This is a genomic window from Gallintestinimicrobium propionicum (genome assembly GCF_025567525.1).
Classification (GTDB): domain Bacteria; phylum Bacillota; class Clostridia; order Lachnospirales; family Lachnospiraceae; genus Gallintestinimicrobium; species Gallintestinimicrobium propionicum.
On record NZ_JAOQJY010000003.1, the window covers coordinates 166,124 to 182,802 of the forward strand.

The 16,679-nt window shown below is 48.3% G+C and carries 13 protein-coding genes and 1 pseudogene; 7 read left to right on the plus strand and 7 right to left on the minus strand.

Annotated features, from left to right (window positions below; translation table 11 throughout):
- Window positions 1-137: 137 nt before the first annotated feature.
- The 3 genes from OCV62_RS03830 to OCV62_RS03840 are packed head-to-tail and all read right to left on the minus strand — an operon-like array spanning window position 138 to window position 2,497.
- A complete protein-coding gene (locus tag OCV62_RS03830; protein ID WP_021914948.1) occupies window positions 138-890 on the minus strand; it encodes an amino acid ABC transporter ATP-binding protein in 753 nt (250 codons plus the stop codon).
- Window positions 880-1,581, minus strand: a complete 702-nt coding sequence (locus OCV62_RS03835; protein WP_021914949.1) for an amino acid ABC transporter permease — start codon at window positions 1,579-1,581, stop codon at window positions 880-882. The genes OCV62_RS03830 and OCV62_RS03835 overlap by 11 nt, the downstream gene beginning before the upstream one ends.
- A gap of 31 nt (window positions 1,582-1,612) precedes the next feature.
- A complete protein-coding gene (locus OCV62_RS03840; protein WP_118495710.1) occupies window positions 1,613-2,497 on the minus strand; it encodes a transporter substrate-binding domain-containing protein in 885 nt (294 codons plus the stop codon).
- Window positions 2,498-3,067: 570 nt separating this feature from the next.
- Here OCV62_RS03840 and OCV62_RS03845 point away from each other — a divergent pair.
- The 6 genes from OCV62_RS03845 (at window position 3,068) to OCV62_RS03870 (ending at window position 9,227) form a co-directional block, all read left to right on the plus strand.
- A complete protein-coding gene (locus OCV62_RS03845) occupies window positions 3,068-4,012 on the plus strand; it encodes a phosphate ABC transporter substrate-binding protein (protein WP_262585201.1) in 945 nt (314 codons plus the stop codon).
- Between the two features lie 147 nt (window positions 4,013-4,159).
- Window positions 4,160-5,074 carry a phosphate ABC transporter permease subunit PstC gene (pstC, locus tag OCV62_RS03850; RefSeq protein WP_262585203.1) on the plus strand — a complete coding sequence of 305 codons (915 nt, stop codon included), beginning with the start codon at window positions 4,160-4,162 and terminating at the stop codon, window positions 5,072-5,074.
- On the plus strand, window positions 5,074-5,970 hold the full coding sequence (gene pstA / locus OCV62_RS03855; RefSeq protein WP_262585204.1) for a phosphate ABC transporter permease PstA: 897 nt from the start codon (window positions 5,074-5,076) through the stop codon (window positions 5,968-5,970). Before pstC ends, pstA begins: the two co-directional genes overlap by 1 nt.
- A 46-nt stretch (window positions 5,971-6,016) precedes the next feature.
- A complete protein-coding gene (pstB, locus tag OCV62_RS03860) occupies window positions 6,017-6,775 on the plus strand; it encodes a phosphate ABC transporter ATP-binding protein PstB (protein WP_262585205.1) in 759 nt (252 codons plus the stop codon).
- Window positions 6,776-6,861: 86 nt separating this feature from the next.
- The gene (gene phoU, locus OCV62_RS03865; protein ID WP_021914954.1) at window positions 6,862-7,524 is read left to right on the plus strand and encodes a phosphate signaling complex protein PhoU; all 663 of its coding nucleotides are present in this window, start codon (window positions 6,862-6,864) and stop codon (window positions 7,522-7,524) included.
- A 224-nt stretch (window positions 7,525-7,748) separates the two neighbouring features.
- Window positions 7,749-9,227: a S1C family serine protease gene (locus OCV62_RS03870; RefSeq protein WP_262585207.1), complete on the plus strand. Its 1,479-nt coding sequence runs from the start codon at window positions 7,749-7,751 to the stop codon at window positions 9,225-9,227.
- Between the two features lie 101 nt (window positions 9,228-9,328).
- On the opposite strand, the gene OCV62_RS03875 is transcribed toward OCV62_RS03870, so the two are convergent.
- Together OCV62_RS03875 and OCV62_RS03880 are read right to left on the minus strand one after the other, a co-directional pair.
- A complete protein-coding gene (locus tag OCV62_RS03875; RefSeq protein WP_262585209.1) occupies window positions 9,329-10,654 on the minus strand; it encodes a hemolysin family protein in 1,326 nt (441 codons plus the stop codon).
- Between the two features lie 315 nt (window positions 10,655-10,969).
- Entirely contained in the window at window positions 10,970-13,615 is a 2,646-nt protein-coding gene (locus OCV62_RS03880) for a heavy metal translocating P-type ATPase (protein ID WP_262585210.1), read from the minus strand.
- A 243-nt stretch (window positions 13,616-13,858) separates the two neighbouring features.
- On the opposite strand from OCV62_RS03880, the pseudogene OCV62_RS18435 reads away from it, so the two are divergent.
- Window positions 13,859-14,191 (plus strand): annotated as a pseudogene (locus OCV62_RS18435) (winged helix-turn-helix transcriptional regulator); the annotation flags it as partial.
- Between the two features lie 199 nt (window positions 14,192-14,390).
- Here the strand turns inward: OCV62_RS18435 and OCV62_RS03890 are convergent.
- The gene (locus tag OCV62_RS03890; protein WP_262585211.1) at window positions 14,391-15,290 is read right to left on the minus strand and encodes a DegV family protein; all 900 of its coding nucleotides are present in this window, start codon (window positions 15,288-15,290) and stop codon (window positions 14,391-14,393) included.
- 160 nt (window positions 15,291-15,450) lie between these two features.
- Window positions 15,451-16,398, minus strand: coding sequence for an Rpn family recombination-promoting nuclease/putative transposase (locus OCV62_RS03895; RefSeq protein ID WP_262585212.1), 948 nt, complete (start codon window positions 16,396-16,398; stop codon window positions 15,451-15,453).
- Between the last annotated feature and the right edge of the window lie 281 nt (window positions 16,399-16,679).

Consider the following 16,679-nt stretch of genomic DNA (forward strand, 5'->3'; position numbering starts at 1 on the left):
TCTATCCTTTTTATTGTAACAAAAGAAATGGAAGAACTGCAACTGCCCCAGCATGTTGAAATTCTTCCATTTCATATCAATTTTTTATGATTTTTACAAAATCAATCTTTTTCTGTCATTTTTCCGGAAAATCTGTTTTAGATCACCTTCGACAGAAACTCCTGCAGTCTCGCGTTTTTCGGATGATCGAAAAATTCTTCCGGCGTGTTTTCCTCTTTGATCCTGCCTTCATCCACAAACAGCACTCTCGTGCCGACTTCCCGGGCAAAGCCCATCTCGTGGGTAACGACCACCATTGTCATACCCTCGTGGGCCAGATCCCGCATTACACTTAAAACCTCGCCAACCATCTCCGGATCAAGTGCGCTGGTAGGCTCATCAAACAGCATGACATCCGGATGCATGCACAGAGAGCGAACGATGGCGATTCGCTGTTTCTGACCGCCGGACAGCTGTGCCGGATAAGCGTTTGCTTTTTCTGCAAGGCCGACACGTGCCAGCAGCTCCATCGCTTCTTTTTCCGCTTCCGCCTTGGACTTTTTTAACACCTTGATCGGTGCCAGCGTCATGTTTTCCAGAATCGTCTTATTTGCGAACAGATTAAAATGCTGGAACACCATTCCGATTTTCTGACGATATTGATTTAAATTGCTTTTCGGATCTGTAATCTCTTTTCCTTCAAATAAAATCTCGCCCGAGGTCGGCATTTCCAGAAGGTTTAAGGAACGCAGAAAGGTCGATTTACCGGAGCCGGAGGGACCTACAATAACGACTACCTCACCCTGGCGGATCGTCGCATCAATATGATCCAGCACCTTCGTCGGTCCAAAGGACTTGCAGAGCTGTTTGATTTCAAACAGAACCTGTTTTTCCTGTCCGTTATCGCTCATTGACACGCATCCTCCTTTCCAGTCTGCTGATCAGAGCTGAAAGTACGCTCACACTGACCAGATAAATCAGAGCTGCCGCAAACAACGGCATATAAGGCTCATAGGTCTGACTTCTGACGGTATTCGCACCGTGCGTAACATCCGTCAATGCAATGTAACCGCAGATAGACGTCTCCTTTAACAGGGTAATGAACTCGTTGCCCAGGGCAGGCAGGACATTTTTAAATGCCTGAGGGATAATAATATACCACATCGTCTGCACATAGGTCAGTCCCAGGCTTCTGCCTGCTTCAAACTGCCCCTGATCCACGGACATGATACCGGAACGGATGATCTCCGCTACGTATGCGCCGGAGTTGATTCCGAAGGTCAGAATCGCAACCAGCCGCTTGCTGACATCCACAGAACCGAACACGATGTAATACATGATCAGCAGCTGGATCATTGCAGGGGTTCCGCGGATAACCGTCAGATACAGCTTACAGATCACATTCAGAATTTTAACCACCAGTGGAGGACGGTCCAGCTTATCTGCAGACGACCGCACCACTGCGATCAGCACGCCGATGACAACGCCCAGAATAACAGCGAAAAAGGAAACAACATAAGTTGTTCCCAATCCGTTGGTGAAGTACTTCCACCGATTATCGGTTATAAAGTTTGCAATAAATTTGAGTTTAAAATCTTCCATATTATAATTGCTTTCCGATTATCTCTTGTAATTACTTTGTTACAATGATCACCTGGCTTGCTGTTGCATAGGTATCTGTGAAGTCTACGCTCAGCTTACGCTCATCTGTTACCGTCATGCCTGCTGCACCGAAATCAGCCTTGCCGGAAACAACTGCATTGACGATTGCATCAAATTCCATGTCCTCGATCTTTAAGTCATAACCAAGCACGTCACAGACAGCCTGCGCGATATCAGGATCGATGCCGACAACCTTCTGATCCTCATAATACTCATAAGGCTCAAATGTTGCATTGGTTGCCATAACCAGTGTGCCGTTGGAACGGTCTACACCTTCCGGAGAGGTATAAGGATGCTGTCCTGCCTCATCACCGATGTAGTTGGAAACGATAGCATCCAGCGTACCGTCTTCCTTTAACTGAGTAAGCGCTTCGTTAATCTTTGCAGTCAGCTCGCTGTTGTCTTTGTTGACACACATTGCATATTCTTCAGAAGAAAGCTCTTCGTCCAGAATCTGTAAATCATCATTCTTTTCCACAAAAGCCTTTGCGGGATTGTAGTCGATCACTACGCAATCGATCTTGCCCTGCTTTAATGCCTGAATTGCATCTGCGCCCTTGTTGAAACGTTCTACAGTAGAACCGTCGTTCTGTTCATATTCCGTTGCCAGCTGATCGCCTGTTGTACCGAGCTGAACACCGATCTTCTTGCCAGCCAGATCAAAAGCAGCGGTATCTGTGCTTTCTGCTTCTGTGGAGGCTGCTTCATCAGTCTCTGCAGCTGCTGTCTCTGCCGCAGTGCTTTCTGCTGCAGTCTCTGTTGCCTGTACTGTTGTCTCTGTGGATGCAGAAGAACCACATGCTGCCAGAGAAGCAACCATGGCTACTGCCAATACGCTTGTCAGTAATTTTTTCATTTTCATTTTTCTCCTCCTCATTTCTGCGCACGTTTTTTTCGCATGCCGAGTTTGTGTCAAGTGCGCACAGACACAAATCTCGCGATTGAAAAATCTTATTTTTCAATCTTCTCCTCTGATGTCTCCTTATTCTTTTATCTTTAGATTTATTTTTAAAGACATCTTTAAACGGGATTTCCTTTTCCGTTGTAATTCCGTTTCATGACATCTATACTATCACACTTCCTTTAAAAATCAAGTATAAATTTTCACAAAATATTCACTTTTTTACCTCTTTCTTGTATAAATATTCACATATATGTATATTATTCGCCGATATACATTCTATATGTATATTTATGTGTATTACACCTCGAAGCGCTCCACAGGCATCCGGGTCAGGGCTTTTGACTCCGACATCATTTTACACAACCTTTACCCATTCCTAACCGGATCGTGATATCTTGCATTGCTCAAATGACTTATCATAAGTCTCGCAATGAGGCAGACGGCATATGGCTTCAGGCATTCACTATATTTCATTCATCAGCCCGGAACAGGATACTTCCGGCATCAAGGAGGAGAAACATTATGAAAAACAAACTGATCGCACTTCTTACAATGAGCGCACTGGCAGTTGGCACTCTGGCAGGCTGCGGCAATACTGCTGCAACAGATACTGCAGCAAGTGCAGCTGACACAGTTGCAGAAACCCCCGTCGAGGCTGTCAGCACAGCAGCTGCTGAGGCTACTGAAGCTGCTGACACAGCCGCAGACAGTGCAGACAAATATGCAGATCTTTCCGGTTCCGTCAGCATGTCCGGTTCCACTTCCATGGAAAAGCTGGCAAATGCAGTTGCAGAAAGCTTCATGGAAAAATATCCCAACGTGACCGTAACTGCTGAGTTTACCGGTTCTTCCGCAGGTATCGAAAGTGTCCTGGCAGGCAGCGTTGACATCGGTAACTCTTCCAGAAACTTAAAGGACGATGAAAAGAGCGCAGGCGCCGCAGAAAACATCGTTGCAATTGACGGTATCGCAGTAGTTGCAGATCCTGCAAACAAGGTAGAAGATCTCACAAAGGATCAGCTGGTTTCCATCTACACCGGTGAAACAAAGAACTGGAGTGAGGTTGGCGGAGACGATCAGGCGATCGTTGTTGTTGGTCGTGAGGCAGGCTCCGGTACAAGAGGTGCGTTTGAAGAGCTGCTGGACATCGCAGATGCCTGCGTTTACGCAAACGAACTGGATTCCACCGGTGCCGTTATGGCAAAGGTTGCTTCCACCCCCGGTGCGATCGGTTATGTTTCTCTCGATGTTGTAGATGATTCCGTAAAAGCTTTGAAGCTCGATGGCGTAGACGCAACGGAAGAAAATATTAAAGCCGGCAACTACGCACTGTCCAGACCTTTCGTAATGGCAACCAAAGGTGAAATCTCCGAGCAGAAGACCGAAGTACAGGCACTGTTTGATTACCTCAGCTCCGATGAGGGCAAGGCTCTGATCAAATCCGTTGGCCTGATCACAGTTGACTGACAACATTTCTTTTCCAAAACACTCCCTGCTGGATGCAGGCCCGGCAATGTCGGACCTGCATTTTCCAGTATTCTGTGCACAACCGCATAGGGGATAACCTTTGATTAAAGGCAGCCTTCTGCAGGCTGCCTGGAAACGAGGATTTTTATGAATTCTATTATCGGCAATAAAAAAGCAAGATCCGTGGTAGAGCAAACTGCTGAGATCATTTTTACCATCTGCGCGTTTTTCGCTGTTCTTGCAGTCATTTCCATTACAGTTTATATGTTTTTAAATGGTACTCCCGCCCTTACAAAGGTGGGACTTACAGAGATCCTGTTCAGCACAGTATGGAAGCCAACCGCTGCAGATCCCAGTTACGGCATTTTATACGTCATTTTGACCTCCATCGTCGGCACAACCCTTGCGATCCTGCTGGGCGTTCCCATCGGCGTCCTGACTGCTGTTTTTCTTGCAGAAACAGCGCCCAAGCCCCTCTCTAAAATCGTCCGCCCCGCAATTGAGCTGCTCGCCGGTATCCCTTCCGTTATCTACGGTCTGCTCGGTATCCTGTTGCTGTGTCCTGCAATGTATAAACTCGAGCAGAAAATCTTTGCAGGCTCTGCGACCCATCAGTTTACCGGCGGTGCAAACCTCATTTCCGCCGTGCTTGTCCTTGCGATCATGATCTTGCCTACTGTTATCAACATCAGCGAATCCGCCCTCCGCAGCGTTCCTGCCAGTTTAAAGGCAGCCTCCCTGGGTCTGGGTGCTTCCAAAATCCAGACGATTTTTCGTGTAACGATCCCGGCAGCCAAATCCGGTATCGCAACCGCCATCGTCCTCGGTGTCGGCCGTGCGATCGGTGAAGCAATGGCAATCAGCCTTGTATCCGGAAGCAGTGTCAACGCCCCTCTGCCCTTTCACTCTGTCCGCTTCCTGACAACCGCCATCGTTGCTGAAATGGGCTATGCAGCAGATTTACACCGTCAGGTACTATTCACCATCGGCCTTGTCCTCTTCGTATTCATTATGATCATTAACATGACCCTGAACAAAATTCTGAAAGGAGAAAAAGAGTAATGAGCACAGAGCTTACGGTCCCCGGTTCCTCCAGTATTTTAAACAAAAAAATCCGGTCTTCCGATCTCATTCTCACCGTTCTGATCGATCTGGCTGCGGCATTTTCCATCCTTTTACTGATCGCGATTATGGGCTATGTCTTTTTCAGAGGTCTGCCCCAGATCAGCCTTTCCTTCCTGACCTCTGTTCCCAGCACCATCAAGGGAACCTTTGGTATCGCCGGAAATATCGTCAATACGCTTTACATCATTATCCTTACCCTGCTGATCGCAACTCCCATCGGTGTCGGCAGCGCAATCTACTTAAACGAATACGCAAAGCCCGGAAAAATCGTCCGGCTGATCGAATTTACGACAGAAACCCTTTCCGGTATTCCTTCTATCATTTTCGGTCTGTTTGGTATGGTATTTTTCGGAACCACCCTGGGACTTGGCTATTCCATCCTGACCGGTGCCCTGACCCTGACCCTGATGGTTCTTCCCCTGATCACGCGAAACACACAGGAAGCCTTAAAAACAGTTCCTGCGACCTACCGCAGCGGCGCACTCGGCATCGGCGCAACCAAATGGTACATGATCCGCACAATCCTGCTTCCCTCCGCAATGCCCGGCATTATCACCGGTATCATACTTGCGATCGGACGTATCGTCGGAGAATCTGCCGCCCTTTTATTCACCGCCGGAAGCGGCTATCTTCTGCCCAAGACCTTTGCAGGATTTTTCAAAAAAATCTTCGAATCCGGCGGAACCCTTACGATCCAGCTGTACTTGAGCATGTCCAAGGCACAATATGACGCAGCCTTCGGAATTGCCGCTGTCCTGCTGATCATCGTCCTTTTTATCAACCTTCTGACCAAAATACTCGCAAAGAAATTCGATGTTTCCAAACTCGATTAACCGGAGGATAACGCAGACGCAGCAGCGCCTGCAGAATGGAGAATTCATGAGCAATATCAAAATCAGCACGAAGAACCTCGATCTGTATTACGGCGAAAATCACGCCCTTAAAAACATCAATATGAATATCAAGGCCGGAGCGATCACCGCCTTTATCGGTCCCTCCGGCTGCGGTAAATCCACCTTTTTAAAAACCTTAAATCGTATGAATGACCTCGTGGACAATGTAAAGATCACCGGTGAGGTCAAAATTGACGGCGAGGACATCTACGATCCCCACGTAGATGTCACTCTGCTGCGTAAAAAAGCCGGTATGGTATTCCAGCAGCCCAATCCTTTTCCCATGAGCATTTACGACAATATCGCTTACGGTCCCAGGATCCACGGTATCAAAAACAAGGCTCAGCTGGACGAAATCGTTGAAACCAGTCTGAAAAACGCTGCGATCTTCGATGAAGTCAAGGATCGCCTGAAAAAATCTGCCCTCGGTCTTTCCGGCGGTCAGCAGCAGCGTCTCTGCATTGCCCGTGCCCTTGCTGTTTCACCGGAAATCCTGTTGATGGATGAACCCACCTCCGCCCTTGATCCAATCTCTACAATGAAAATCGAGGACCTGATGGCAGACCTGCGGGAAAAATACACGGTTGTCATTGTCACTCACAATATGCAGCAGGCTGCCCGTATTTCTGACGATCTCGCTTTTTTCCTAGTAGGAGAAATGGTGGAATTCGGCGATACGAAGCAGATCTTTTCCCATCCGCAGGATAAACGCACAGAGGATTATATCAGCGGACGGTTCGGCTGATCCTGACAGACCCTACCCGTTTTTCTCTTTCCCAGCATAGTAAACAGGCATTACATTGCGATTTTTCATTTTAAATGGAGGTATCTATGACAACAAGAAAATTATACAGTGAAGAGCTGGTACAGCTTTCCGAAAGCCTGGAGGAAATGGGAAACCTCGTTGAAGCTTCCCTGAAAAATTTATTTTTTTCCATCGAAAACAAAGATATGCAGCTGGCAGAGCGGATCGTGGCCGATGACCGCAATGTCAACAACCTGGAGCGCAGCATCGAAGCTCAGTGCCTGATGCTCATTACAACCCAGCAGCCCATCGCACAGGATCTGCGCACGGTTTCTTCTATTCTGAAGGTCGTTACGGATATCGAACGCATTGGAGACCACGCCTCTGATATCGCAGAGCTGATTCAGCAGATGGATCACAAGCAGCTGGAACGTTATTCCGGACATCTGCAGCCAATGATCGCAGCTTCCCGGGAGATGGTACACGAGGCAGTCAGCGCCTTTGTCGCCCGGGATCAGAAAAAAGCGAATGATGTCATCGCTTCCGATGATATCATCGACAAGCTTTTTGATAAGGTAAAGAATGATATCGTTATCCACATAAAAGAAGATCGTTCCGATGCGATAGAGAGCCTCGATGCCCTGATGCTGGCCAAATACCTCGAACGCATCGGAGATCATGCGGTCAATATCTGCGAATGGGAAATTTTCCGGGAAACCGGAACCATTCAGAATACAAAAGTATTCTGAAGCTCCATCCGGCTGTCAACAGCTATTTTCACAATTCCTTCGCAATTTTTCCTCATAATCCTCACACTTTTCCAACACATTCCTCACAAATCCTTTTTATACTGTTTCTCAGATAAAGAGAAAGACCAATGGTTCAGCATAAATCTTTGCGCTGAACCGTTTTTCCCGGCAGACTGATACCGATCAGGCAGCTCGCCGGCAGAATAAGAAAAGGAGTGACAGTTATGTACGAAAATGAAAACCAGAGCTTCGACAACAGAGAGCAGGATTATCATTATACCAATACCCCGGAACAGCAGGCACCGACTCGTCCCCGCAAAAAAAATACGAGTGCAGCACGCATTGCCAAAAAAGCCGGTGCAATTGCACTGAGCGCTGTTTTGTTTGGCGGCGTTGCATCCGGTACCTTTCTGGGTGTCAACTACGCGGCAGGCTATCGGAACAATGCTTCAACAGCTGCATCCTCGGAAAGTGCTTCCGCTTCTTCCCAGACAACAAGCTCTTCCAGCAGCCTGTTAAAGGCTACCACACCGGTCAGCACAGGCAGCGCAGCATCCTCCGGAAGTCTGGACGTCTCCAGCGTTGCGGAATCCGTTATGCCTTCTATCGTATCCATCACAAATAAATCTGTACAGGAGGTACAGAACTATTTCAGCATGTTCGGCTACGGCGGTCAGGCTCAGGAGGTAGAGAGCACCAGCGTTGGTTCCGGTATTATCATTGGGAAAAACGATACGGAGCTGCTGATTGTCACCAATAATCACGTTGTGGAAGGCGCGGATACCCTTTCTGCAAGCTTCATTGACAACTCCGTTTACGAAGCAACCATCAAGGGTACAGATTCCGACAACGACCTGGCAGTCATCGCCGTTCCGCTTTCCAGCATTTCCGATGATACAATGTCTCAGATCGCAGTGGCTGCAGTGGGCGATTCCGATTCCTTAAAGGTCGGTGAACAGGTTGTTGCCATCGGCAACGCACTCGGCTATGGTCAGTCCGTTACAACCGGCATTGTCAGCGCCACAGACCGTACCCTTTCCTCTTCGGATTCCAGTGACAGCAATGCTCTCATTTCCAGCACTGTTACCACAAAAGAGACACCTACCTACATCCAGACAGATGCGGCCATCAACCCCGGCAACAGCGGCGGCGCACTGGTCAATATGAAGGGTGAGGTTATTGGTATCAACTCTGCAAAGCTTGCCAGCACAGAGGTGGAAGGCATGGGCTATGCAATCCCCATCACCAGAGTATCCAGCATCATCGAAGAGCTGATGAATGAGACGACCAGAACCAAGGTTGCTGACAGCCAGAAATCCAGCATCGGTATCGCAGGCATCACCGTAGATTCCAACATCAACGCAGCCTATGGCATCCCCGCAGGTGTTTATGTAGCAAGCGTTACTCCGGGCAGCGGTGCAGAAGCAGCCGGCATCCGCAAGGGTGACGTCATCACAAAATTCGATGGTAAGACCGTCAGCACCATTCAGGAGCTGAAAGAAAAGCTGCAGTACTACGCAGCCGGAGAAGCGGTTTCTATTACGGTACAGTCTCCCGGCGAGGGCGGCATTTATACAGAAAAGGAGCTGACCATCACCCTTTCCTCCGCACAGAGCTCTGAAGAAAGCCAGTCTACTGACAACACACAGGCCGCTCCTGAAAAAGGAAACGGAACGCACAAAGCGATGGGATATCAGAACTGAAGCTGACAATAGCTTATCTGAAAAAGCCGATCGGCATGGAAGAAAATTCTTCTGTGCCGACCGGCTTTTTATGTTCGTTACAGCTCACTCGTAGCTTTTACTTACTCTTCCTCTTCTTTCTCCGGCAGGATCTTGCTGACCAGTGCAGATTCCACTCTCTGATCCTCCATTTTTTCCACATGAATATTCAGTCCGTTGACCTGCACATCAAACTGGCTGCCGTCCGCAGGAATGATCCGCAAGCAGCTGAAGATCATGCCGCCCAGCGTGTCATAATCGATATCCTCCGGCAGATCCAGATCCAGTGCTTCCGCAATGTCCTCAACATATGCGCCGCCTGAGATCCTCCACAAATTGTCCTCCAGCTGAACGATTTCCGGCGGCTCCTCGGAATCGAACTCATCGTAAATATTTCCGACGATCTCCTCCAGAAGATCCTCCATTGTAATAACCCCCGCCGTCTGTCCGTATTCGTCGATAACGATGGCCATATGGATTTTTCCTTTTTGCATATCCCGGAACAGGTCATCTGCATGAATCGTATCCGGTACAAAATAAGGCTCTCGCAAAAGCTCCTTTAACCCTGACGGGCTGTCATTTTTACGATCCAGGAGATAATCCCTGGCATTCAGAATACCTATAATATCGTTAATATCTTCATCGTAAACCGGATATCTGGATAAACCGCTTTCCCGGATCGTCGAAATGATGTCCTCGTCCGCCTCATCCAGCGAAAAACAGACCATATCTGCTTCTCTCGTCATCGCATCCCGAACCGAAATGTCGTCAAACCGGAACACGTTTTGAATCCACTCCTGCTCATCGTGGTCTATCGTTCCTTTTTCCCCGCCAAGGTCAACCAGCCGCCGGATCTCTTCCTCCGTAACGCTGCGTTCTACGGATTCCGTTTTAAAGTGAAGCAGCTTTAAGATCAGCTTTGCTGACCTCGACAACAGCCATACCGCCGGATGCAGTACCACCGTCAGCACACCGACTACACTGCAGGTCATTCTTTCTGCAGCTTCAGGCCGCTGCATCGCGATCCGACGCGGCACCAGCTCGCCAAACAGCAATGCAAAGTACGAAAGCACAACTGTCACCAGCACAACTGCCAGCACATGACAAACAGAAAGGCTTATGCCGCTTGTTCCCAACCGTTCATATAACCATGCCATCAATTTGCCTGCAAATCCGTCCGCCGCAGCTACACTGGCCAGAAATCCTGCCAGTGTAATCCCGACCTGAATCGTAGATAGAAAAATATTCGGCTCCTCTGCAAACTTCAGCAGCCGCTGTGCTTTCCGATCGCCGTCCTCTGCCAGCTCCCGCAGCCTGTTTTTATTCAGCGATACAACGGAAACCTCGGACGCCGCCAAAAAGGCATTGACCAGAATCAGAATGATCAGTAACAAAAGTAGTTTTACCATGAATTTAAAATCTCTCCTTTTTCTACGACAAAGAGACATAACCCATTGGGAACTCCCAACAGGCTATGCCTCCTATAGCTTTCTCCAACAGAGCACAGACTCTGTCCATTTTGTATTGTGATTGGAATTCAGAAAATTCGTTTCCCCGTCAGGGTCCGCGTTATCCATGAAATTCGGTTCCTTCCCTGTCTGAAATAAATCCTGTGCGAAGCGAACTTTATACAAAGCCGTTTTCTCTGCTTTATTTCAAGCAATCCGCTTTTGACATGTTTACTTTACCCATTATACAGAATAAGGAAAGGAGCTGTCAAGATTTTATTCTATCCCCTTCACTTCGTAGCCGGCATCTACGATTGCTGCAGTCAACGCTTCATCGGTTGCTGAGCCTTCTACAACTGCCTGCTTATCCTCCAGGCTTACGGTTACAGCGGTCACGCCCGCTACGCCCTCCAGCGCTTTTGTTGCTGCCTTTACGCAGTGCTGACACATCATGCCTTCGATTTTGATTGTTTTTTTCATGGTAGTCTCTCCTTTTGATTCATCATTTTGGGCTATTCTATCCGCAATTTCCGCGGCTGCCGTGCTTTGCTCCATCATACCGCCATTTCCGGTTGTCTGCAAATTTGCAGTACCGCTCTCCTGCTTCCACTTCGGCGTAAAGAACCGGAGGCGGAGCGCATTCGATACGACGGATACAGAAGAGAAGCTCATCGCCGCCGCACCGATCATCGGGTTTAATAAAATATGGAACACCGGATACAGTACGCCTGCTGCCACCGGAATGCCGATCGCATTGTAGAAAAATGCCCAGAACAGGTTCTGCTTGATGTTGCGTATCACCGCACGGCTTAAGCTTACCGCAGATGCTGCGTCCATCAGATCGCTCTTCATCAGTACGATATCCGCTGATTCGATCGCCACATCTGTTCCTGCGCCGATCGCAATTCCGACATCCGCCCTCGCCAGTGCCGGCGCGTCGTTGATACCGTCTCCCACCATCGCAACCTTATGTCCCTGCTCCTGCAGCTGCCGAACCTTTTCCTCTTTATCCTCCGGAAGCACATCCGCAATAACCGTCTTGATGCCAACCTGTTTTTTGATTGCCTCTGCCGTTCTTGCATTGTCGCCGGTCAGCATAATGACGTCCATTCCCATCTCCTGCAGTCTGGCGATTGCCTCCCTGCTGGTGGGTTTTACAACGTCCGCAGCAGCAATCACGCCGAGGAACTTTCCTCCCTGTGCAAAATACAACGGTGTCTTGCCTTCATCCGCCAGTTTTTCCTGCAATCCTGCCGCTACGGAAATGTCGATCCGGTTGGTTTCCATCAGTTTTCGGTTTCCCGCAAGGCATCGTACCTTGCCGATCGTTCCCGCGATGCCCTGTCCCGGGATCATCTCATAATCTGAAACCTCCTGGAACGCTGCTGAGCATGCTTCCGCTTTTTTGACAATTGCCTCTGCAAGCGGATGGCTGGACATTTTTTCCAGAGAAAAGGCCAGCCGCAAAAGCTCTGTATACGCCTGCGTGTTTTCACCTGCTGCTTTTCCGTCTGCTTCCAGCGCGATCACGTCTGTCACAACCGGCTTGCCCTGGGTTACCGTGCCGGTTTTATCCAGAACAACCGTATCGATGCTATGTGTAATCTCCAACGCTTCCGCAGATTTGATTAAAATACCCTTCGCCGCACCCCGTCCGGTTCCCACCATGATCGCCGTAGGCGTTGCCAGTCCGAGGGCACACGGACAGGAAATTACCAGCACAGAAATCGCAACAGAAAGTGCAAACTCAAAGCTCTGACCGGCAAGCAGCCAAAGGATTGCCGCCAACAGCGCTATTGTAATGACAACCGGCACAAACACACTGCTGACCCTGTCCGCCAGCTTTGCAATCGGCGCTTTGGAGGATGTCGCATCATCTACCAGCTGAATGATCTTTGACAGTGTCGTATGTTCTCCAACCGCAGTTGCTTCCATCTGAAAATATCCGGTTCGGTTGATCGTACCTCCGGTCACAGGATCTCCGGCCTGCTTGTCCACCGGAAGACTTTCGCCGGTGATCGCAGATTCATCCACAGAAGCAAAGCCTTCTGTAATTTTTCCATCCACCGGAACCGTATCACCATCCCGGACAACCAGAATATCTCCATTCTGTACATCGTCTACGGAAATTTCTTCTTCCTGTCCATTCCTTAATACCTTCGCGGTCTTCGGTGCCAGATCCATCAGCTTCGTGATCGCCTCGGACGTCTTGGATTTTGCCCGGGCCTCCATGAATTTTCCCAGAGTGATCAGTGTCAGGATCATCGCCGAGGATTCAAAATACAAATTCATGCCAAATGTCTCGACCATATCCATATCTTCGATGGAAAAGCCCCAGGCGATTTTGTAAATCGCATAGATGCCATACACAAACGCCGCGCCGGAGCCCAATGCGATCAGCGAATCCATATTCGGAGAGCGATGCCACAGATTTTTCAATCCGTTTTTAAAATAATGTCCGCCTGCAATCAAAACCGGCAGCACCAGCAAAAACTGGGTAAATGCAAAAATCATATGATTTCTTGCTCCCAGCAGCCACGACGGCAGCGGCCAGCCAGCCATATGTCCCATCGAAATGTAAAACAGCGGGATCGTAAAGACTAACGAAACGATCAGTCTCTGCTTCATCTGCTTTGCTGCCGCCGCTGCCGCATCTGTTGCACCGTTTTTTTCTCTGCCTGATGCTCCTGTCGTTTTGCTGCCCTGTGTCTGGTGCAGCGAAGCGCCATAGCCGATGTCTTCTACCTGATGAATAATTTTCCCGGAATCCAGTTCGGCTTCATCATAGGAAACCGTCATGCTGTTTTTCAGCAGATTGACACTGCATTGCTGCATGCCCTCCATTCCGGAAATTCCTTTTTCAATTCGCGCTGAGCATGCCGCGCATGACATGCCGGTAATATCATAGGTTTCTTTTTTCATATATCTCCATTCTGCAGCCGTCCTGTATAGTCTTTCCTGCTTTACAGCTTTTAAAGGCTGCCCTTAAAGAACTCATCTTGTCTTTTTTTCTATCCTCTGCTACCATTATAACAATTAGGCACAAAAAATAAAGAATGCACTATTTTGTAATATACTACCCAAAAGGATAGTGTTCACCTCACAACAATAGAATGCACGCTCTGCGAGCATCCTATTGTCATGAATAAGAATGGAGAAATCGCTATGGCTTCAAAAGAAAATCCCTCGGTCAATAAAAATTGCCCCGTTTCCGCTACAATCCGCTTAATCGGCGGCAAATATAAAGCGCTGCTGCTCTGGCATCTGACCGGTCAGACGCTGCGCTTCAACCAGCTGCACCGTCTCGTCCCCGAAGCGACGCCTAAAATGCTGACCCAGCAGCTCCGCGAACTGGAAGAAGACGGTCTGATTTCCCGCACAGTTTATCCTGTCGTTCCGCCCCGCGTTGATTACTCGCTGACGGCGCTCGGTGAAAGCCTTTTCCCGATTCTCGAAGCGATGTATCGTTGGGGCAGCGCCCTGATGCAGGACGAAGGGCTTACGCCGGCATGTACGATGACCGACAGCCATGCTATGGCTGCATCCTCTACAGCTTCTGCACCAAATGCCGTGTTGCAGAACACTCCGTCCGCGGCATGCTGCGAAAGCGACAACGTTTTGTCCCGCCGCAGCACGACAAAAAAAGAACAGGAGAGCTGTCCCTCCTGTTCCTGTCATGCACGTTTAAAATCCTGAGCTACACCTTGGCATGCCGGACAATTCCAATCCCGATGGGATACGGTCCGGTATGCACTCCAATTGTTGCACCGATCTGATAAATGCCGATTTCTTCAATTCCAAGCCGTTCCCGGATCAGGTCCTTCAACATCTCCCGGAAGCCGACAGCCTCTTCATAGTCATAGCCATAGCCGATACAAAAGCTGTATTCTCCCGGCTTTGCCTGTACCTCATCCAGGTATTTTTCCGTCATCTCCACAACCTTCTGCATCGATTTCTGACGGCTTCTGGTAATGCCGGAATTGAAAATTTCTCCCTCTTTCAGTGTGATGAGAGGTTTGATTTTCAACGCACTGGCCGCAATTCCCGCAAGCTTTCCAATGCGTCCGCCATGCTTTAAGTAATCAATGCTGCCGATCGTAAAAAAGATCCTGCCGCTCTCCCGGATCGAAAGCAGAGCTTCTGTAATCTGCTCATATTCCAGTCCGAGATCCCGCAGTCTGCACGCTTCCAGCACAAACAGTCCCTGCAGTACCGTATCAAATGTCGAATCAATGACCGCAATCTTTGCCTCCGTATACTCCTCCAGGATCATATCCTTTGCTGTAGTTGCCGACTGCAAAGAGCCACTGAACTTCGCCGTGATGCAAATGCAGATCACCGGAATATTTTCTTTTACAGATTTTTCAAACACCTCATAAAAATCCTGTACAGACGGCATGGATGTCTTCGGGAACACATCCGGATGATCCACCATCTGCTGATAAAAATCGCGTACTGTGATCTCTTCTATTTCTTTATAATAGTGTTCCCCGTCAAACGAAACATAAAAGGGAACAACCTCAATATCCTTTTCTTTGGATAGCTCCGGCGATAAATCCTGAGAACCGTCACTGATGATCTGTACCTTTTTCTGCATAAGTGCCTCACACAACATATAGTTTTGAAAACTACTTTTTGTAACTGTATGATTATATCACACTCTTCAGGAAAGATACAAGTCATTTTCAGTGGTTGCTTCCTCTTTTCATGGCAGATGGTGTTGCTGCGCCACGCGTACCATTTTCAAAACCAAAACTTTACTTTAATATTTCTTCCATCTCATATTTCTTTGTCATCGCTTCCATCACCTCTTTTTCCGACAAACGGACAATAAATTCTGCATCTCCACCTGCCGCCATCCTGGAAATCAGCTCCAGCAAACTCGCTCTTCCCTCATTTCTACACTCCTCTGCCCAGTCTTCCATAGCCTTACACATATCATATTCCTCGCTTTCTTCCTTTAAATATTTCGTTTTCTTTTCCAATAAATCTTCCCTGTTTAACATAATACAGCTCATATCGTATGCGGACGCGTCCATCCGACTGATCCGTTCTTCATTGTCTTTGCAATATTTCCGAAGCTCTTCCTTGTTTTTCTGTCGTTTCATCAGTCCGATCAGTTCCCGCAGATTTGTATGGAAATACTCTTCCTGCAGGTCTTTTAAACAAAATACATGGATCGGGTAATCTGTGATCAGGCTCTTTAGCTTTTCATCAATCCCCTGCAGCTTGAGCATATCACTTAGCCTCTTTGGCGCATTCCACTCCTCCTCTCCATGGTAAATCACAAGCGTAACGACCGGAATCAACCGATCCGTCCGCCTTAGGCGGCTTAAATATTCTGTGCTGTCTGTCAGCATCCCGCTGTTCTCCTCGTACAGTTTCTTTAGTTGCCTGCTGTATTCCTCCGTGTCGTATTCCATACACCGAAACGGCATCGCAAGGTGCAGATTGTTCTGTGCTTCCGCTGCCAACAGCACCATCATTTTCCGGTTCGAAAACATTTTAATAGCGTCCCGTTCCCGGTGTTTTCTCAGTCCATTTCTGCCGTAGTTCATCAATGTCCTCGAATAGTTTTTCTGCACCTCGCTCAACTGCCCCGGCAAGATCACCTCCTCCCCTTCATACAGGCACCCATTGTACAAGTCTGCCAAAATTTCATCCCGGTTTAAATACCCCACAAATGCGTCATTTTGTCTTCCCATCCACACTCCTCTTCTCTCTTTCCAGCAGAAATCTATCACACCTAAAAATTTACGATACCCGGCACATTTAAAAAATTGTAACCACTTCCACACAACCTCCCCACAGTATTCCGTCAAAGTATCCTTTTCAAATGATTCCTCTCCGCTGCGCATTATTCTCTTGTCCCAAACAAATTGAATTCCGGCAGTCCTGCCGTCATGAAGCGCACAGCCCATCTATGCTGTACCCCTGGAAAATGGAAACGCTGCAACCGTTATAAGCCCGTTTCGCATTTTTAATA